Consider the following 21094-nt stretch of genomic DNA (forward strand, 5'->3'; position numbering starts at 1 on the left):
TTGAGAATGCAAAAAACGGAATAAAAAATCAAAATAAATAGTATTAAAAGACCTTTCTTGAAATTAATTTTATAAATTAGTAACACATTTATTAACTAAATAGTTGTTTTAAAATAAAGTTTTTTATTTTTGCCAACAAATTAAATTCTAAAATTAAAGATTATGTCAGACATTGCATCAAGAGTAAAAGCGATTATCGTAGACAAATTAGGTGTTGACGAAAACGAAGTTGTAACAGAAGCAAGCTTCACTAATGATTTAGGAGCTGACTCATTAGACACTGTTGAGCTTATTATGGAATTCGAAAAAGAATTTGATATTCAAATTCCGGACGATCAAGCAGAAAACATTGCTACTGTTGGTCAAGCTATTTCTTATATCGAGGAAGCTAAAAAATAATAAATATACACCCGGTTTATATGGTATAAACCGGGTGTTATTATTTTTTTTAAAATTTAAATTTAGATTGGTATACAATCAAAAGATATATTTATATTGTAATGCCCATGGCTCTTAAGTAAATACTATAGTTAAGAAAGCATGGGTTTTATTTGTTAAAGACACAAAATACATTTTTATGGCATTAAAGCGAGTTGTTGTTACAGGACTAGGTGCTCTTACTCCTATTGGAAATAATATCCAGGAATATTGGGATGCACTTATTAATGGAGTTAGCGGTGCTGCCCCTATTACGTATTATGATACAGAGAAACATAAAACTAAGTTTGCCTGCGAAGTAAAAAACTTCAATATTGAAGATTATATGGACCGCAAGGAATCGCGCAGATTAGATAAATTTGCTCAATATGCAGTTGCGGCCAGTGATGAAGCTATTAAAGATGCTGGATTAACAGACGAAAATATCGACAAACAAAGAGTTGGAGTTATTTGGGGAGCCGGAATTGGAGGTTTGGAAACTTTTCAGGATGAAGTAATGTATTATGCAAAAGGGGATGGAACTCCAAAATTCAATCCTTTCTTTATTCCTAAAATGATTGCCGATATTGCACCAGCACATATTTCTATGCGTAATGGCTATATGGGGCCTAATTATACAACTGTTTCAGCTTGTGCTTCTTCTGCAAATGCTTTAATTGACGCTTTCAACTATATTCGTTTAGGAATGTGTGATGTTATTGTGTCTGGAGGTTCAGAAGCAGCAGTTACTATTGCAGGTATGGGAGGTTTTAGTTCCATGCACGCTTTATCTACAAGAAACGAAAGCCCGGAAACAGCTTCCAGACCTTTTGATGCTACCAGAGATGGTTTTGTTTTAGGGGAAGGAGCAGGAGCATTGGTACTTGAAGAATACGAACATGCTAAAGCAAGAGGCGCAAAAATTTACTGCGAAATAGGCGGCGGTGGAATGTCATCTGATGCTTATCACTTAACTGCACCGCATCCTGAAGGAATTGGAGTTATTGCAGTAATGAAAAACACTTTAAGAGATGCAGGAATGAACCCGGAAGATGTTGATCATATCAACACACACGGAACTTCTACTCCTCTTGGAGATGTAGCTGAGTTAAAAGCGATCAGTGCTGTGTTTGGAAGCCATGCAAAAAACATCAATATAAATTCAACAAAATCAATGACTGGTCACTTACTTGGTGCAGCTGGTGCTATTGAGGCAATTGCTTCGATTTTAGCTATGCAGCACAGTATTGTTCCCCCAACGATTAATCATACTGTCGTAGACGAAAATATTGATCCTTCATTGAATCTTACCTTAAACAAACCTCAAAAAAGAGAAGTTAATGTTGCAATGAGTAACACTTTTGGTTTTGGTGGACACAATGCTTGTGTGTTGTTTAAAAAATTAGTTGACTAGTCTTGTCTATGAATATTATCAAAAAAATATTTTCAAAATCCCGTTCTCAAGAAGACGGGATTTTTTTTGACACTATTCAGAAAATTCTTGGTTTTCAGCCAATTACTATGGAATTTTACAAGAAAGCATTTACACATCGCTCTTCTAATAAATTAGATGAATTAGGTAATCCAATTAATTACGAGAGACTTGAATTTTTAGGTGATGCTATGTTAAGTTCTGTTATTGCTGCACATTTGTTTAATAAAGCACCAAACGGTGATGAGGGTTATTTGACTAAAATGCGCTCTAAGATTGTAAGCAGGGAACACTTGAACGAACTGGGAAAAGATTTAAATTTAGTAAGGTTTGTTGAGAGTAAAGTGCCTATTCAGCATTTTGGTGAAAATATTCACGGAAATATTTTTGAAGCACTTATAGGTGCTATTTATTTAGATAGGGGGTACTCTTTTTGTGAAAAATTTATTCAAAAAAGAGTCATTATACCCTATGTTGATATAGCACGACTTGAAGGAAAAGTAATTAGTTATAAAAGTCTGGTTATCGAATGGTGTCAAAAAGAAAAGAGAATCTTTCATTATGATATTTTTGAAGATAACGGAATTGATGGGCAGCGTTTGTTTGGCGTTAAATTAAGTATAGACGATAAAATAATTGCAAGAGCAAGAGCAACTTCAAAAAAGAAAGCAGAAGAGAAAGCTTCGCAACGTGCATATTTTGCATTTCAGGAAAAAATGGATAAGAAATAACACGAAAAGTAGTGTAATATTCCTAATGCTATAACGTTTTCGTTTATAAATTAACAAAAACATGCTGTTCTTAACTATTGATGCTACGATAGAAATAGTATATTTACAGCTTGATATTTTATGAAATGGCTATTCATAGATTAGATTTAGACGAATTTGACGAAATTGATTATTATTTAATGGCGATCCATACTTCTTTAGAAGATTATAGATTGGCTTATTTTATTAATAAAAAGCTTCCGATAAACTTAAGTAAGAGCAAAAACGAGATTCATGCTCAGACTAAGGAGGGCGAGACAAATTTTTCCAGATTCTATTATTATGACACCGACAAAGCCCTTTCATGGAATTTGATTCAGAATAAAAATGAAATCATTTCAGTGAGTACGAATGATTTTCAGAATTTGTTTTCCAATGAAAATAGTGAGGTTTCAACAACAATTCATTTACTTCCTGAATTCAAAAAAGTAGATTTTTTCCTGAAAATAGATAATAGCGGTGAGGCTATAAACTTTTCAGAAATACAGCAAAAGCTAAATACAATTGAGAGTATCGCAGCTATTTATGCTGTAGATATCAATAAAATAAAATCAAAAAACAATTTAATTTTTTAAAAAAAATGCTTACAAACAAAAAAACCAAAATTGTAGCCACACTTGGACCTGCATGTGGAACGAAAGAGATCATTAAAGATATGATCGACGCAGGTGTAAATGTATTTAGAGTTAACTTTTCGCATGCTGATTATGAAGGTGTAAAAGAGAAAATTAATATTATTAGAGGCTTAAATGAAGAGTTTGGTTATACTACTGCAATATTAGGAGATTTGCAGGGGCCTAAACTTAGAGTAGGAGTAATGGAAGAAGGAACTACAGTTAACGATGGTGATTTAATCACTTTTACAACTGCAGAAGATATTGTAGGAAATGCTCAAAGAGTATTTATGAAGTATCAAAACTTTCCAAATGATGTGAATGAAGGAGAGCGTATTTTACTTGATGATGGTAAACTTATTTTTGAGATCGTTTCAACGGATAAAAAAACAGAAGTTGTTGCTAAAGTTATTCAGGGTGGAGAATTAAAATCTAAAAAAGGAGTTAATCTTCCAAATACAAAGATTTCTTTACCGGCATTAACAGAAAAAGATATTGCAGATGCTATTTTTGCTATTGAGCAAAAAGTAGACTGGATTGCGCTTTCGTTTGTAAAAACGCCTCGTGATTTACAAGACTTACAGGAATTAATTGCTAAACATTCAGATGTTAAAATTCCGATCGTTGCTAAAATTGAAATGCCGGAAGCTTTAGAGAACATGGATAGAATTGTAGCATATTGTGATGCTTTAATGGTGGCTCGTGGAGATTTAGGAGTTGAACTTCCTGCGCATGAAGTACCATTAGTTCAAAAAGACTTAATCCGAAGAGCTAAAACTGCCAGAATTCCTGTTATCGTTGCTACTCAAATGATGGAAACAATGATTACAAGCTTAACACCAACAAGAGCAGAGGTAAATGACGTTGCAAACTCTGTAATGGATGGAGCTGATGCGGTGATGCTGTCAGGAGAAACTGCTACAGGAAACTATCCTGTACAGGTAATTCAAAAAATGACTCAAATTTGTGAAGCTGTTGAAAACTCTCCGCTTATTCATGTTCCACAAAACACACCACAAATAAAAACAAAACGTTTTATTACTAAAACAATTTGCCAACAAGCGGCTTTAATGGCTAATACAATTCAGGCAAAAGCAATTTGTACATTGACAAATAGTGGTTACACTGCTTTTCAAATTTCGGCCTGGAGACCATCATCGGCACATATTTTAGTGTTTACTTCAAACAGAAGAATTCTAACACAATTGAATTTATTATGGGGAGTTAAATCATTTTTCTATGATAATGAAAATAGTACTGATGATACAGTAACTGATGTAAATCAAATTGCTGTAGAAAAAGGTTATGCTGTAAAGGGAGATTATTTAATTAATCTTGCTGCTATGCCAATCAAAGATAAAGGAATGGTAAATACCATGAGAGTTTCTGAAATAGAATAATTTTTTTCAAAATAGATATTTAAAATCCATCCGGTTATCGGGTGGATTTTTTTGTTAGGAAAAAAAATTAGACATGATGAAATAAAAACTCCCAGATAATTTTTAATTATCTGGGGTTCATAGGTAATTTGTGAGATATGAATTATAAGTGCTATCTTTTCCAGGAGGGTTTAATAATTTTATTTTCTTTATGAATTAAAATTAAAAATACTATTGTTGCAACCACACAGAAGGCAATAGCCTGAATTGATCCTTCAGGACCAAATTCCCCACCTGTAATATATTCAGCACCTTGTATTTTGGATTCAAGTAAGCTATTTGTTTTTTCGTTTCCTGATGTAATGGCGCCAAATATTCCCGACTGTGTAAAGTTCCAGGCAAAGTGTAAAGCAATTGGCAGCCATAAACTACGACTGTAAATATAAGCAGCTCCAAATAAAAAACCTGCGGTGGTTATGCATATTCCCGAAAGCAAAGTTCCGTGAGGATTTGCCAGATGAAAAACACCAAACAGAACTGATGAAATGGTAAGCGAAATATAGCTTCCCAGTTTTTCTTCTAAAATTCTAAATATAATTCCGCGAACCAATATTTCTTCTATAATAGCCACTGTAAACATAATGGCAAAAGGAATCAGGATAAATGAAACCGGGTTTACAGCCGTAACACTATAACTTCCGTTTAGGTAAATTACTAAAATAGTTAACGATTGCAGTATAAAGCCAACCGAAATTCCAATGATAAGATTTTTTGCAATTCCTTTTGAAGCAAATTCTGTTACAGTTCTTTTTTCGTATTTTTTAAAGAAAAGAATATAGCTTAACACACATGATGTCGAAACAAAAAGTCCCTTTAAAAGGTTTCTATAGTCTTTGTCTAGTGGAGTCAGGGCAAGTAATTTTGAAGCAATCTGCTGTCCGATAATAACAACTGTCATAAAAACAAGTAATGCAAGAATCATCTTGGTTACAGGTGATTTAAATATTTTTTGTTTTGTAGTAAGGGTTTCCATTTCGATTTGGTTTAAGTATTAATTTGAAGCAAATGTAGATCGATGCTTAACCAAAAAATAGAATGAAATTTGCCTGCCTTATAGTTTTTGGAATTGCTTTGGTAAAAATCCGGTTAGGTTTTTGAAGGTTCTGATAAAATGGCTTTGATCAGCAAACCCACATTCTAAGCTAATTTCAGTTAAATTGCTTTGGTTTAACTGTATAAGTGAAAGTGAACGGTTTATTTTGATTCGTCGCATATATTCACCCAGCGTGCACCCAAAATATTTTGGAAAATGTTTGGATATCGTAATCGGATTTAGTTGTAAAACCTGTGCCAGATCATGAAGGTTTGGATTCTCATTCCAGCAATCGTTTAATAATTCATTTAGGCTTTTTACCCAATACGGACTTTTTTCATATCTGTCTAAATGCTTATGAGTATTCGATAATTGAGAAAATAACATCGTAATACTATCGCTGGAAAATGCATCCGCAGTGATTGTTTCCTTAAAAATTTTTAAAATTAAAAATTTTGTAAGTACAGAATTCTGAATTGCTTTTTCGAGAATGTTTTCAGTTAATTGAAGGTTTTTAAGAAAATTTTCTTCAATTTCGATATTAATATTCCTGGACGGAAAAAGAGTATTTTGATTTAGATGTAGTTCATCACTGTGATAAAATAATAATGAGCCCGAACCTACTGTTTCACTAAAATTTTTTCGTTTTTCGGTTGTTCCGCCTTTCAGAAAAAGTGTAATATGTGCATTATTATGTGAATGCCAACCTTCGTAAACTTTATTTTGATACTCAGTTTCGACCACTGAAATACCTTGTGTGGTGTTGAAAATGTTTTTCGTATTGCCTAAATATTTCTCCTTTTCGAGCTCGTACATTCGTGGACTTTTGATGGTATTTAAAAACTAAAAATACTATTTATTAAGAAATTAAAATATTAAAAAAGGACTTTTTTGATTAATGGTTGCTTTTTGAAGAATTTGTAAGGTTTGGCTGCTTAATAAAAACATTGTATAAATATTAACTGAAAAATAATAGTTTTTTTACTTAATATTTAATTGATTTGTAACAAAAATAAAATAAGGGCTACTAATGAGTCAACTATTTAAATCATTTGATTATGTATAAAATTACGATGAAATCAGTTTTTGCTGCGTCTGTTTTTTTGGCAGGTGTCAGTGGCGGTTTCGCACAAGACATTTTAGTAAATTCACTAAAGCTTAATGCAAGTGATAAAAGCAAAGAAAATTTTAAGTTCACTGAAGTGATTAATTTAGGAACGACTTCGGTAAAATTACAAGGTTCTTCAGGGACTTGCTGGAGTTATTCTACAAATTCTTTTCTGGAATCTGAAATGATTCGTTTAGGAAAACAGCCGGTTGAATTGTCTCAGATTTTTTCTGCAAGAAATGTATATGTTGAAAAAGGAAAAAATTATGTACGCATGCATGGAGCTGTTACTTTGGGTGACGGAGGATCTTTGCATGATGTAATTAACATGTATAAAAAATACGGAACAGTTCCAAGAGAAGTTTACACAGGGCTAAACTATGGAACTGATAAAAATAAATTTGGAGAAATGGCAGCTCTTATTGAAGGAGTCTTGACGGCTGTTGTTAAAAATCCAAATGGTCAGCTGACGCCAAGCTGGGAAAAAGCGTATGCCGCTGTTATTGATTCTTACTTAGGAAAAGTTCCGGATAATTTTGCATACAAAGGAAAAAACTATACACCCCAAAGTTTTGCAAAAGAAGTGGTAGGAATTAATCCAGATGAATATGTTGAGATGTCATCATTTACTACAGCTCCTTATTATCAAAAAACACTTTTGGCTGTACCGGACAACTGGTCTTTTGATCAGGTTTACAATATTAAAGTAAATGATATGACTGATGTTATTGACAATGCTTTAAAGAAGGGTTATACAGTAGCGTGGGCAACTGATGTGAGTGAAAAAAGTTTTAGCTGGAAAAACGGTGTTGCTTATGTTTCTGCTAAAAAATTTGATGACATGACGGCAGATGAAAAAGCTGATATGTTCAATGGCCCAAAAGCAGAACCGGAAATTACACCTGAAATGCGTCAGGAAGCTTTTGATAATTACCAGACTACAGATGATCATGGTATGCATATTATTGGTCTGGCAAAAGATCAAACCGGAAAGGAATACTATATTGTGAAAAATTCATGGGGGGAAACAAACGACTATAGAGGTTTCCTTTTCGTAACTAAAAATTTTGTAAAATATAAAACAACAGCCTTAATGGTAAATAAAGGAGGAATTCCAATAGAAATTGCAAAAAAACTTGGCGTTTAATTTTTTTATAAAATTCTAAATTATCCCGGGAACCTAAAACAAATTTATAAGGTTCTCGGGATTTACGTTTATATTAGCAATATAAATTAGATTGACGAGTTAATGTTTAAAGCAGATCATTTTCTATATTTTTGTATTCCGGATTAAATAATTAAAAATGAGAACATTTGTTATTGGCGACGTTCATGGTGGTTTACTTGCCCTTGAACAAGTGATGAAAAAAGCTGAAGTTACTGAAAAAGACACCTTAATATTTCTTGGAGATTATGTTGATGGCTGGAGTCAGTCTCCACAGGTAATTGATTATTTGATTCATCTTCAAAGTAAACAAAACTGTATTTGTATTAGAGGTAATCATGATGAGTTATTATTAGAATGGCTTAAAAATGCTAAAAACAATGAACTATGGTATCAGCATGGAGGAGAAGCCACAGTTTTGGCTTATGCAAAATTAAATGAAAAACAAAAAGAGGTGCATATAAAATTTTTAGAATCACTGCAGGATTATCATCTCGATGAAGAAAATCGATTATTCGTACATGCAGGTTTTACGAATTTAAATGGTGTTGCTTATGAATATTTCCCTAAATTATTTTATTGGGACAGAACTTTATGGGAAACAGCTCTTTCGGTAGATCCAAATATGAATAAAGAAGATTTATATTATCCCAAAAGATTTACCTTATATAAGGAAATTTTTATAGGTCATACTCCGGTTAGCCGTATTGGAGAAACAGTTCCGGTTAATAAAGCATGCGTTTGGAATATAGATACCGGGGCGGCTTTCAAAGGACCTTTGACAATAATGAATGTGGATACAAAAGAATTTTGGCAAAGTGAGCCTTTAAACGAATTGTATTCTAATGAAAGAGGAAGAAATTAAGTTGTAAAATTCTATTTTTGCTAATAAAAAATATTTAAGGTTTATGAAAAAAGTTATCACATTATTATTTCTGACATTATTCGGAATTACACAAGCGCAACAAGCTTTTAAAGGAAAAGGAGATATAAAAGTTAATGTAGGTGCGAATATTCAGGATGGAGGTTCAGGAATTCAGGGCTCAGTTGATTTTGGTTTGGCTGAAAATTTTTCTTATGGTTTTGTTGGTTCTTATTTATTGGGAGTAAACGAATTTTCAGGATTTTATAATGGTAGTGAAACTCCATATAATAATGTAAAACCAGATTTTAAAGATCGTTTCGATGCAAAATTCAGAATAAATGCTAATATTGGAAATGTTTTTAATGTCGATGAAAAATTAGACATTTATCCCGGACTAAGTTTAGGGCTTAAAAATTTTGGAGGTCACGTAGGAGGCCGTTACCTTTTTACTGAAGGATTTGGTGTTTTTACTGAACTTGGGTTTCCAATTGCAAAATATAGTGATGATAATGATATGTTTGATCACTTAAATAATCAGTTTACTTTTAGTTTGGGAGCATCCTTTAATTTATAAGGAATAATATAAAAGCAGCTTTCTTATAAAAAGGCGACAATTTGAAATTTCAAATTGTCGCCTTTTTTAATTCCAAAAACTTAGACAGGTTAGATTTAGAATTAAATAATAAAACGATGATTTAATTGATTTGCTTTAAGACGAAATTATAAATAGGAATATTCTGTTGTTTGAATTTTTTCATTTTCCAAATGGATTTTTAAAATAAAATTCAGTTTTTATTAGGGATGACTTTATTTACGGGCTTTTTCATTTAGTTTTGACTATAACGTTATAGATATGGTATTTATATTTATTAATTGTATTTTTTTAATTATATACATTTTTATTATAATTTTTTTTTGAATTAGAGAATTTTATTTATTTTCGTGTAATCGATTACATTTAATAGTGTTTTTTGATCTCTTAAACTACTTAAATTATCTATCTAACTAAACCACAATTATGAAAAGAATTTTACTTTACATGGCTTTACTTTTTATCTCGGTAAAAATTGAGGCGCAAACTATTACAAAATCATCAGGATGGCTGGAGTCTGCTTTTGTTGAATGGTCTGCTGTTGCAGGAGCAGACAGTTATAATGTTTATTATACAGGTGGCGGAGAAACAAACAAAAAGATTGATGGGCCTCTTATTCGGAGTTATGGTAGTTATTTTCGTGCAGATATCCCTGGTATTGCAGCTGGTACGTACACCTTGACGGTAAAACCTGTTACGGCTAATGTTGAAGGAACGGGCACAACAACATCCTCTTTAACTGTTTTGGCTCATGATCGCAATGGTTTTGCTTTTGATGGTGGTCGTATTCCGGGAGGATATAATTCAGATGGAACGCCTAAAGCTGGAGCTCAGATTCTTTATATTACTCAAAACACAAAAAATACAATTTCGATGAATATTACAGGAGCAAGTGCAAATCCTTGTGTTGGCTTACAAAATATTTTATACGGGATTAAAAAAGGAAAAGATACACGTCCTTTTATTATTCGTTTAATTGGAAACATTACAGATATGACTGTAATGGAAGGTGGTGATATTACAATAGAAAATAACAACAATGCCAGTAGTTTCCTTACATTGGAAGGTGTAGGAAATGATGCTGTAGTAAACGGAATGGGAGTTCGTCTTAAATCGGCTTCTAACATTGAAGTTCGTAATCTTGGCTTTATGAACTGTAATAGCACTGCGGGAGATAATATTGGAATGCAACAGGACAATGATCATATTTGGGTTCATAATAATGATTTGTTTTATGGAAATGCCGGTAGTGATGCCGATCAGATTAAAGGGGATGGTGCATTAGATAATAAAAATTCAACTTATATCACATTATCATACAATCATTTTTGGGATAGTGGGAAAGCAAGTCTTTTAGGTTTAAGTGAAGGAACTACAACCGGATATTATATTACTTATCATCACAATTGGTTTGATCATTCTGATTCCCGACACCCTCGTGTTCGTTACTATTCTGCACACATCTATAATAACTATTTTGATGGAAATTCTAAATATGGTTCGGGTTCAACGTTAGGATCTTCTTTGTTTATTGAAGGGAATTATTATCGTAATAGTAAGAATCCCATGATGACATCGCTTCAGGGTACTGATGTTTGGGATTCTGCGAATCAGGTAAATAACGCAGGTACAATGGGAACATTTTCAGGAGAAGCAGGAGGTAGTATAAAAGCATTTAATAATACATTTGATATTGATTTAGGAACTAATAGCATGCGTTTTGTGGCTTATGCAGATCCAAATCCTTTATATAATATTGCTGGTAAAATTAGTTCTACAACTGATTTTGATGCTTATTTGGCAACAACAAGAGGAGAAGTTGTTCCTGCTACAGTTACATCAAAATCAGGCGCTAATACGTATAATAATTTTGATACAAATGCATCATTATATGTAAAAAACCTGGTAATTGAATCGCCTGCTGATGCAAAAACAAAAGTGATGCAATATGCCGGACGTGTATCTGGCGGTGATTTAAAATGGACATTTGATAATTCGGTTGATGATAAATCCTCACTTGTAATTACAGCGTTAAAAACGGCTCTTACTAATTATACTTCGGCAATGGTGGCAGTTCAGGGTGAAGTTGCAGTTCCGGGAAATCAAACCTTAGTTGCTACTACTAACAACAACAATCAAACAGTATCAAGTGGCACTGCAATAACTAATATTGTATTTACGTGGGGTGGTGACGCTACGGATGCAGCTGCAACGGGATTGCCTAATGGAATCACAGCAACAAAAAATACTACTGCAAAAACATTAACTCTTTCAGGAATCCCTACTGAAACTATGGAATATACAGTTAGTACTATCGGAAGTACCGGAACTTCTGCTTCAGATTCAGGAACAATCACAATGTTGCCTCCAAGCAGCCAAGTGCTTACTTCTACAAGTAACAATAACCAAACAATAACAGTTGGTTCTGCTATAGCTCCTATAGTGCTAACCTGGAGTGGAGATGCTACTGATTCTGATGTTAGCGGATTGAATGGTGGTCTTACAGCGACAAAAGATGTTGCTGCTAAAACCATTACAATATCTGGAACACCAACCGCTACTGGTTCTGCTACTTTTACTGCAATTACTTCGGGTAGTGTGGGAACTCCTGTTGCGGTATCTGGGACTATTACGGTGAATGCAGTTGTTTCTGGGAATCAAATACATAATTTTACAAAAACAGGAAAAACTAGCTCATTTTATACTTTTGGATCAACAGCTAACATGAATAGTACTGCTGGATCTACGTCTTATGATGGTGAAAATTTAACAGCACGTTTGAAAATTGAATCCGCAACAAGCATCACTTATACAACGACTGCTGTATCCACTTTAATCTTAATATTTGACCCAACCTATAATGGAAATATTAAACTTGACTCAAATAATTACAATATAGTAAATGGAATTGCGACTATACCATCAATTCCTGCAGGTACGCACACAATTGTCAAAGGGTCTACTTCAAATCCAAATTTATATTACATCAAAACATCTTATGCAACATTGGGTTTAGGTGATAGTGTTGAAGCTTCTAAATTATTCTTGTATCCAAATCCTGTTTCAGGGCAATTGTATATTTCTTCAGAGAATCAAAAAGTGAGCAGCGTTGTTATTTATAGTTTATCAGGAACTGTGGTAAAAAGTATTATCAGTGAAGTTGATTCTGTAGATGTAAGTAATTTAGCTACGGGCAATTATTTGGTAAAAGTATTTACAGATGAAGGAGTTGTTGTTAAAAAAATCATCAAAAAATAATTGAAAATTAAATTTCAGTAAAGGCTTCCAATTGGAAGCCTTTTTTGTTTATAACTTAATATATTTTTAGAATGAGTCTGAGCATAGTTTAAGAATAGATTTTTAGCTTCTGAAATTATAAATAATAATATTTTTCTTATACAAATTTAAATGTTTAACAGATTTAAATTTATAAAACAAAAAGCATTATTTGAGTTATTATTTGTTAAAAAGAAAATTTGCATGGTTTGTTAAGTATTGTAAAATAAGGATTTTTTAATGTATGTAATTTATTACATTTTATGCAACAAATTACATTTAATTTATTTAACTGTAATAATTTTTATTTAATATGTTTTTTTATTACAAAAATATTATGAATAATTAGATTTTATATACTTTTGAGTAATCGATTACATTTTTTGAAATGGTATGTCGATAAAAATAAAAAACACTTTATAACTATCAATTAACCAAAACCACATGAGAAAAAAATTATTTTTATTGACCATTTTGTTTGTTTCTCTACAAACACGGTCACAGCAAATTAATGAAGCGGTTGGCTGGCTTGAATCGGCTTTTGTAAAATGGCAACCCGTAAGTAATGCACAAACCTATAATGTTTATTATACCGGAAACGGTTTTATAGACCAAAAAATTGATAATCAATTAATTCGTAGCTATGGGGCTTATTATCGTGCCGATATTCCAGGGCTAAAAGCAGGAACTTATACGGTAAAAGTAAAACCGGTTATTTCCGGAGTTGAAGGAACAGGGACTACAACGGGTTCTTTGACGGTATTAGCTCAGGATCGCAATGGTTTTGCTTTTGATGGCGGCCGCGTTCCCGGAGGATATAAAGTCGATGGTACTCCTAAAGATGGAGCGGTGATTCTATACATTTCACAAAATACAAAGAATACAATTTCAATTGATATTACCGGAGCAAGTGCAAATCCGTGTGTAGGTCTGCAAAATATTTTGTATGCCATTAAAAAAGGGAAAGATACTCGTCCGTTTATCATTCGCTTATTAGGAAATATTACTGATATGTCGGTCATGGAAGGCGGAGATGTCGTTATCGAAAATGCCAATAATGTATCAAGTTATGTGACTTTAGAAGGTATTGGTAATGATGCAGTTGCCAATGGCTGGGGAGTACGCCTTAAGTCTGCCTCCAATATTGAAGTTAGTAATATTGGATTTATGAATTGTAATAGTACAGCAGGAGATAATGTTGGAATGCAACAGGACAATGATCACATCTGGGTTCATAACTGCGATTTATTCTATGGAGATGCAGGTAGTGATGCTGACCAGATAAAAGGTGATGGCGCATTAGATAATAAGTCATCAACATACATTACATTGTCCTATAATCATTTTTGGGATAGTGGAAAAGCGAGTCTTTTAGGTTTGAGTGAAGGAACCACAACAGGTTTATATATTACGTATCACCATAACTGGTTTGATCATTCTGATTCTCGACATCCAAGAGTTCGTTATTATTCTGCACATATTTATAACAATTATTATGATGGAAATTCAAAATATGGAGCCGGATCAACATTGGGTTCTTCTTTATTCATGGAAGGAAATGTTTTCCGAAATTGTAAATATCCTATGCTTACGTCTAAACAAGGAACAGATATCTTTTATGATACTGCGGGGACTTTTTCTGGCGAAGCCGGTGGGACAATTAAAGCATTCAACAATACTATGACTGGTCAGACACGTTACGTTCCGTATAATGCCACTAATTATCCTGTAGAGTTTGATGCTATAGAAACCGCAACCAGAGGCGAAGTTATTAGCAGCAGTATAAAATCAAAACTGGGAGGGAATAGTTATAATAACTTTGATACCAATGCCGCATTATACATTAAAAATCTGGTAATAGACCAGCCTGCGGTAGCACAAACTAAAATAACACAGTATTCAGGCCGTGTTTCCGGAGGAGATTTAAAATGGACTTTTGATAATTCGGTTGATGATGTATCTTCTACAGTAATTACAGCATTAAAATCGGCTCTTACAAATTATGCAGGAACATTAGTTTCAGTACAGGGTGAAACAAGTGTTGTCAGCAATCAGACGCTTACGTCAACGACTAATAACAACCAAACTGTGACAAGCGGTACAGCAATTAGTTCAATAGTTTTTACCTGGGGAGGAAGTGCAACAGATGCCACTGTAACGGGATTGCCTGCATCAGGTATTACTTTTGTAAAAAACAGTACAGCAAAAACAATCACCATAACGGGAACACCAACAGGAACTTTGTCTTATTCAATTGTTACGACCGGAACAGGTACAGCGGCAAACGGATCAGGTACTATTACTGTTACAGGTACTGCTTCAGGAAATCAAATACATAATTTTACAGTTTCCGGAAAAACAAGTTCGTTTTACACGATTACCGGAAATATGAATTCTACCTCGGGCTCAGTAAGTTATGCTGGATTAACATTAACAGCTCGTTTAAAAATTGAGTCCAGTACAGCTATAACTTATACAACGACTGCTGCTTCAACATTAACATTGGTATTCGATTCTAACTTTACAGGAACAATAAAAGTTAATAATGTCTCTTATACGGCAACATCAGGAGTGGTTACAGTTTCTCTTCCTGCAGGAGCAAATACGATAACAAAGGGTTCTGTAGCAAATCTGTATTACATTAGTGCGACATATAACACTACGGCGCGTATGTCATCTCATGGTTCAGTAGAAGAAGAAGTTGCTTCTGCTAAACTAACTTTATATCCAAATCCGGTTTCAAACGAGTTGAATATCGATTCAGATAAAGCGATTCAAAAAGTAGAAGTGTATAATTTGACGGGGGCACTGGTAAATTCACAAGCAGGAAATAATAACACAATTGACATGAGTCATCTTGCCAATGGCAGTTATTTGGTAAAAGTTTATACCGAAAACAGTTTGACGACAAAAATTATAATTAAGAAATAATAACTAACTAACCATTATTTTTTAAAAGTAAAAGGCTTCCGAAATTTGGAAGCCTTTTATGATTTAATTAAATACTATAAATCAAATTTAATGCCCTGTGCCAATGGCAGGCTTGTGGTATAATTAATTGTATTTGTCTGGCGTCTCATATAGATTTTCCAGGCATCAGAACCGGATTCTCTTCCGCCTCCCGTTTCTTTTTCTCCTCCAAAAGCACCTCCAATTTCGGCACCGGAGGTTCCTATGTTTACATTTGCAATTCCGCAATCAGAGCCTGTAACAGATAAAAATCGTTCTGCTTCGCGTAAGTTGTTTGTCATAATTGCAGAGGATAGTCCCTGAGCTACGCCATTTTGTTTTTCGATAGCATTATCAACTTCACCCGAATATTTTATGAGGTATAAAACTGGAGCAAAGGTTTCATGTTGTACTATTTCAAAGGAGTTTTCTGCCTCGGCAATTGCGGGTTTTACATAACAGCCGCTTTCATAACCCTCGCCGGAAAGCACACCGCCTTCAACTAAAATTGTTCCGCCTTCTGCAACAACTCTGTTCAGGGCTTTAGCATACATTTCGACAGCATGAATATCAATTAATGGTCCTACATGATTGTTTTCGTCAAGCGGATTTCCGATACGTAATTGTTTATAGGCAGCAATAAGGGCTTCTTTTACTTTGTCATAAATACTTTCGTGAATAATTAATCTTCTGGTTGAGGTACAACGCTGTCCGGCAGTTCCAACAGCACCAAAAACAGCTCCGATTACGGTCATCTTGATATCTGCATCGGGAGTAACAATAATAGCATTGTTTCCTCCTAATTCTAATAATGATTTACCTAAACGTCCGGCAACAGCCTGAGCTACTATTTTTCCCATTCGGGTTGATCCGGTTGCAGAAATTAACGGAATTCTATTATCAGCTGTCATTAATTCTCCAATAGTATAATCACCGTTTATGAGACATGAAATGCCTTCCGGTAAATTATTTTCTTTGATAACCTGAGCAATTATATTTTGGCAGGCAATTCCGCAAAGAGGTGTTTTTTCAGAAGGTTTCCACACACAAACATCTCCGGAAATCCATGCCAGGGCAGTATTCCAGGACCAAACAGCCACCGGAAAATTAAATGCTGAAATGATTCCTACAATTCCTAATGAATGATATTGTTCGTACATACGGTGGCCGGGTCTTTCGGAATGCATCGTTAATCCGTGTAATTGGCGTGATAAACCTACAGCAAAGTCACAAATATCAATCATTTCCTGTACCTCGCCATAACCTTCCTGTAATGATTTACCCATTTCATACGAAACTAATTTTCCAAGAGCTTCTTTGTTTTGGCGTAATTTTTCTCCAAATTGGCGCACAATTTCTCCGCGTTGTGGTGCCGGAATCAAACGAAATGTTTTGAAAGCTTCAGTTGCTGATTGCATAACTTTTTCATAATCTTCAGCTGTGGACATTTTTACAGATGCAATTAATTTTCCGTCAACTGGAGAATAGCTGTCTAAAATTTCTCCGGATGAAAAATTTTCCAGACCCGTTGAGGTTCCTTCATTTATAAATTTGATGCCCAATTTTTCTAGAGCTTCATTTATTCCAAATTGAGACGCTATCGTTGTCATTGTAACTTTTTTAGTTTAAAATGTTATATTTTTACGTAAAGATATTGTTTTAAGATTGAATTTTATCATTGGAGTGCAAAGTAAATTTAGCGTTATTTTACAGGATTTTCGAAAATACAAGCAACTAAATTCATCTTAATTGATGAAATTTGTAATCATAAAAATATGGGTATGAAAATTATAAAAATGCTTTTGGGTTGTTTGATTTTACTATCAGTTAATTCATTTTCCCAAAAAGTTCAAAAGTCATCTTTTCAGGTTGTTCCTTTGGGAGTTAAGGGCGGAATTGATGAAAAAAACCTTTCTGCCTATTTATTGGCACCTTCTAATACGAAAGATTACATTTGTCTGGATGCCGGAACTATTAATTCAGGAATAGAAAAAGCTATTGAGAATAAGATATTCAAGGTTTCAGCAAGTGAAGTTTTACGAAAATATATTAAAGGATATTTAATTTCTCATGCTCATTTAGACCATGTTTCGGGTTTGATAATTAACTCCCCGGCAGATTCTTCAAAAACAGTTTATGCTACAAAAAAATGTATGGAGATGATGGAAAACCATTATTTTAATGATCAGACCTGGGCTAATTTTGGCGATGAGGGACCTGGTTTTCACATCAAACGCTATCATTTTCAGACTTTAAATATAGGAGAAGAAATTCCAATTACCAATACGGCGATGACGGTAAAGTCTTTTCCGTTAAGCCATGTAAACCCCTACGAAAGCACTGCTTTTTTAATTAGAAACAATAATAATTACATTTTATATCTTGGTGATACAGGTCCGGATGCAGTAGAAAAAAACAATAATTTAAAAGAGTTATGGACAGCGGTTGCTCCATTAATCCGAAGTAAAGAATTAAAAGGCATTTTTATAGAAGTCTCTTTCCCGAATGAGCAGCCTGATCAGTTTTTATTTGGGCATCTTACACCAAAATATCTGACGGATGAGCTTCATAAATTAGAGGAATTAACTGGGGAAAATTCTTTAAACGGATTTAAAATAATAATTACACATTTAAAACCACCTGCAAAAAATATTATAAAAATTAAGGAACAGTTGAAAACTCAGAATGATTTAGGATTGAAATTTATTTTTCCTGAACAAGGGAAAAGTTTTGAATTGTAAATAATTTAAGGATTTGTTTTGAAGTAATTGGTGTAAAAAAAACCGACAAATTTTAACTTGTCGGTTTTGTATTTTATAGAATCAGAATTTTTACAAATCAAATCCTAAATTCACGCCTAATTTCGTAGCAATGATTTTAGTGATTCTTTGCTTTAATTCAGGTATTTTAATGCTTTCAATAACAGCATTTGAGAATGCGTACATTAATAAAGCTTTAGCTTCTTTTTGTGGAATTCCGCGAGACTGCATGTAGAACATTGCGGTTTCGTCAAGCTGTCCAATCGTACATCCGTGAGAGCATTTTACATCATCAGCAAAAATCTCTAACTGAGGTTTTGCATTGATTGTTGCTTTGTCGCTCAATAAAATATTATTGCTCTTTTGGAAAGCATTTGTTTTTTGAGCTATTTGGTTAACTAAAATTTTTCCGTTGAAAACTCCTGTCGAACGATCAGAGAAAATTCCTTTATAATCCTGGAAACTTTCGCAGTTTGGCTGTGCGTGGTTTACCAAAGTATAATGATCTACGTGTTGTTTGTCATTAAGGATAGAAATTCCGTTAAGCGTACTCGTTAATCTTTCTCCGAAATGGTAAAAGTTTAAGTTGTTACGAGTTAAGTTTCCTCCAAATGAAAACGTATGAACATAAGCATGACTTTCTTGTTGCTGAGAAACATAAGTATTGTCTACTAAGTTTGCTTCGCTATTATCGTTTTGAATTTTATAATAATCGACAATGGCACGTTTTTGAGCGAAAATCTCTGTAACCGAATTGGTTAAAACCGGATTTTCATTCAGACTTTGGTGACGCTCGATAATTTGAACATGTGAATTTTCACCCACAATAATCAAATTTCTTGGCTGAACCATTAAAGCAGCTTCATTTCCTGTTGAGAAATACATGATCTCAATTGGCTTATCTGCTACTTTTTTCTTTGGAATATTGATAAAGGCACCTTCAATTGCAAAAGCAGTATTCAATGAAGTCAAACTGTCATCTTTGCTTGCAATTTGATTGAAGTAGGTATCAATTACCATTTTATATTTTGGTTTGGTCAATGCCGATGACATCAGACAAACATCAATTCCGTCGTGTGTTGTAGAAGACAAATGCGAACTGAAAACACCATCTATAAAAACTAATTTATAAGTGTCAATTTCGTGTAAAAAGTATTTTTTTACCTGATTGAATTCGATTGCATTTTCCTGCTTTGGAAAAACCGTAAAGTCATTTTTTAAGATGGCATTTAGCGATGTGTATTTCCAGGCTTCTTCTTTTTTGGTTGGGAAACCTTTATTTTCGAAGTTTTTTAAGGCATTTGTACGTATGTCATGTAAATCTGAATGTACATCGACACGCTCTTCAAAAGCCATAAAAGACGATACTAATTTTTCTTTTAAATCCATTGTTCTTTTTTAGTCTTAAAGTCGAAAGTCGAAAGTCGAAAGACTTTAGATTGTCGACTATTTTGTGATAACTCATAAAGAAAGCTGAATGTGTAAAATTTTTCAACTTTTGACTTTATAATTTTTGACTTAAATATTTAATAAAACCACTTATTAGTTTCGAAATTTCGGTTATCGATTCTAAAAGCATTTCAAATTCTTCTTTTATAATGTATTCTAAATCAAAAGCTAAATATAATTGAGATCTAACTTCTCCTGCAGATGCTTTGGCTACATATAAAAAGTAAATAAACTCTTTGTCTGTATTTCTCTCAAAACCTTCTGCAATATTTGATGATATAGAAAGTGATGCACGTCTTATTTGTCTAACAAAATCAAAGTCTTTTTTGAAATTACAATTTTCAGTAATCAAATATATTTTCTTATTGAAGATTCGAGATTTTTGCCAGGAATTTATTTCTTCAAAAGATCGGAACTTACTCATTTAGTTTTTGGACTTTATGACTTTAGACTTTAAAACTTTACGACTCAGAATTAATTTTCTGCTTTAATCCAGTCGTATCCTTTTTCTTCTAATTCGTATGCTAGTTCTTTTCCGCCAGATTTTACGATTCTTCCGTTGTAAAGAACGTGAACGAAATCCGGAACGATATAATCTAACAAACGTTGGTAGTGTGTGATAACAATAATAGCGTTTTTGTCGCTTTTTAATTTGTTCACCCCGTTAGCTACAATTCTTAAAGCGTCGATATCAAGACCAGAATCTGTTTCGTCAAGGATTGCTAATTTTGGCTCTAACATTGCCATTTGAAAAATCTCGTTTCTTTTTTTCTCTCCTCCGGAAAAACCTTCATTTAAAGAACGAGATAAAAATTTACGGTCAATTTCTAACAATTCAGATTTCTCACGAATAACTTTCAGCATTTCGTTAGCCGGCATTTCTTCCTGTCCGTTTGCTTTACGAGTTTCGTTGATAGCCGTTTTCATGAAGTTAGTTACACTAACTCCAGGAATTTCTACCGGATATTGAAACGAAAGAAAAACACCTTTATGTGCTCTTTCTTCAGGAGCTAAATCTGCAAGATCTTCTCCGTCCAGAATAACTTCTCCGTCTGTAACTTCGTAGTTTTCGTTTCCTGCAATAACTGCAGAAAGTGTACTTTTTCCAGAACCGTTTGGTCCCATGATGGCGTGTACTTCACCAGCTTTTACTTCTATGTTGATTCCTTTCAGGATTTCTTTATCACCAATCGCGGCGTGAAGGTTTTTTATTGATAACATTGTTT

17 protein-coding genes are annotated in these 21094 nt (G+C 33.6%); 11 read left to right on the forward strand and 6 right to left on the reverse strand.

Features of this window, described 5'->3' with window-relative positions; all coding sequences use genetic code 11:
- Window positions 1-162 precede the first annotated feature (162 nt).
- From JE46_RS04275 to pyk, 5 genes are all read left to right on the forward strand, one after another.
- Window positions 163-399 carry an acyl carrier protein gene (locus JE46_RS04275; RefSeq protein WP_007137004.1) on the forward strand — a complete coding sequence of 79 codons (237 nt, stop codon included), beginning with the start codon at window positions 163-165 and terminating at the stop codon, window positions 397-399.
- Between the two features lie 178 nt (window positions 400-577).
- Window positions 578-1831 carry a beta-ketoacyl-ACP synthase II gene (gene fabF / locus JE46_RS04280; protein ID WP_031454029.1) on the forward strand — a complete coding sequence of 418 codons (1254 nt, stop codon included), beginning with the start codon at window positions 578-580 and terminating at the stop codon, window positions 1829-1831.
- An 8-nt stretch (window positions 1832-1839) separates the two neighbouring features.
- Window positions 1840-2580 (forward strand): ribonuclease III, encoded by a 741-nt coding sequence (gene rnc, locus JE46_RS04285; RefSeq protein WP_031454030.1) that lies wholly within the window; start codon window positions 1840-1842, stop codon window positions 2578-2580.
- Between the two features lie 125 nt (window positions 2581-2705).
- Window positions 2706-3194, forward strand: a complete 489-nt coding sequence (locus JE46_RS04290) for an IPExxxVDY family protein (protein ID WP_031454031.1) — start codon at window positions 2706-2708, stop codon at window positions 3192-3194.
- A 5-nt stretch (window positions 3195-3199) separates the two neighbouring features.
- Complete coding sequence (gene pyk / locus JE46_RS04295; protein ID WP_031454032.1) at window positions 3200-4633, forward strand: pyruvate kinase; 1434 nt, start codon at window positions 3200-3202, stop codon at window positions 4631-4633.
- Between the two features lie 151 nt (window positions 4634-4784).
- Here the strand turns inward: pyk and JE46_RS04300 are convergent, their stop codons facing one another.
- Both JE46_RS04300 and JE46_RS04305 read right to left on the reverse strand, forming a co-directional pair.
- Entirely contained in the window at window positions 4785-5645 is an 861-nt protein-coding gene (locus tag JE46_RS04300; RefSeq protein ID WP_031454033.1) for a CPBP family intramembrane glutamic endopeptidase, read from the reverse strand.
- 78 nt (window positions 5646-5723) lie between these two features.
- Entirely contained in the window at window positions 5724-6521 is a 798-nt protein-coding gene (locus tag JE46_RS04305; RefSeq protein ID WP_031454034.1) for an AraC family transcriptional regulator, read from the reverse strand.
- Window positions 6522-6763: 242 nt separating this feature from the next.
- Here JE46_RS04305 and JE46_RS04310 point away from each other — a divergent pair, with 242 nt between their 5' ends.
- The 5 genes from JE46_RS04310 to JE46_RS04330 all read left to right on the forward strand — a co-directional run bounded on the left by JE46_RS04310 (window position 6764) and on the right by JE46_RS04330 (window position 15642).
- Window positions 6764-7960, forward strand: coding sequence for a C1 family peptidase (locus JE46_RS04310; protein WP_031454035.1), 1197 nt, complete (start codon window positions 6764-6766; stop codon window positions 7958-7960).
- Between the two features lie 157 nt (window positions 7961-8117).
- Entirely contained in the window at window positions 8118-8843 is a 726-nt protein-coding gene (locus JE46_RS04315; protein WP_031454036.1) for a metallophosphoesterase family protein, read from the forward strand.
- Window positions 8844-8886: 43 nt separating this feature from the next.
- The gene (locus tag JE46_RS04320) at window positions 8887-9417 is read left to right on the forward strand and encodes a DUF6646 family protein (protein ID WP_031454037.1); all 531 of its coding nucleotides are present in this window, start codon (window positions 8887-8889) and stop codon (window positions 9415-9417) included.
- 444 nt (window positions 9418-9861) lie between these two features.
- Window positions 9862-12693, forward strand: a complete 2832-nt coding sequence (locus JE46_RS04325; protein ID WP_031454038.1) for a pectate lyase family protein — start codon at window positions 9862-9864, stop codon at window positions 12691-12693.
- Window positions 12694-13155: 462 nt separating this feature from the next.
- Entirely contained in the window at window positions 13156-15642 is a 2487-nt protein-coding gene (locus JE46_RS04330) for a pectate lyase family protein (protein WP_031454039.1), read from the forward strand.
- A 74-nt stretch (window positions 15643-15716) separates the two neighbouring features.
- On the opposite strand, the gene amaB is transcribed toward JE46_RS04330, so the two are convergent.
- Entirely contained in the window at window positions 15717-17270 is a 1554-nt protein-coding gene (gene amaB / locus JE46_RS04335) for an L-piperidine-6-carboxylate dehydrogenase (RefSeq protein ID WP_031454040.1), read from the reverse strand.
- 171 nt (window positions 17271-17441) lie between these two features.
- On the opposite strand from amaB, the gene JE46_RS04340 reads away from it, so the two are divergent.
- A complete protein-coding gene (locus JE46_RS04340; protein WP_031454041.1) occupies window positions 17442-18401 on the forward strand; it encodes an MBL fold metallo-hydrolase in 960 nt (319 codons plus the stop codon).
- 90 nt (window positions 18402-18491) lie between these two features.
- On the opposite strand, the gene sufD is transcribed toward JE46_RS04340, so the two are convergent.
- The 3 genes from sufD to sufC all read right to left on the reverse strand — a co-directional run bounded on the left by sufD (window position 18492) and on the right by sufC (window position 21089).
- The gene (gene sufD, locus JE46_RS04345; RefSeq protein WP_031454042.1) at window positions 18492-19808 is read right to left on the reverse strand and encodes a Fe-S cluster assembly protein SufD; all 1317 of its coding nucleotides are present in this window, start codon (window positions 19806-19808) and stop codon (window positions 18492-18494) included.
- Window positions 19809-19923: 115 nt separating this feature from the next.
- Entirely contained in the window at window positions 19924-20292 is a 369-nt protein-coding gene (locus JE46_RS04350) for a four helix bundle protein (protein ID WP_031454043.1), read from the reverse strand.
- 50 nt (window positions 20293-20342) lie between these two features.
- Window positions 20343-21089 carry a Fe-S cluster assembly ATPase SufC gene (gene sufC, locus JE46_RS04355; protein ID WP_008466070.1) on the reverse strand — a complete coding sequence of 249 codons (747 nt, stop codon included), beginning with the start codon at window positions 21087-21089 and terminating at the stop codon, window positions 20343-20345.
- Window positions 21090-21094: the final 5 nt, after the last annotated feature.

Source organism: Flavobacterium chungangense LMG 26729 (genome assembly GCF_000735715.2).
In the GTDB taxonomy this organism is placed as follows: domain Bacteria; phylum Bacteroidota; class Bacteroidia; order Flavobacteriales; family Flavobacteriaceae; genus Flavobacterium; species Flavobacterium chungangense.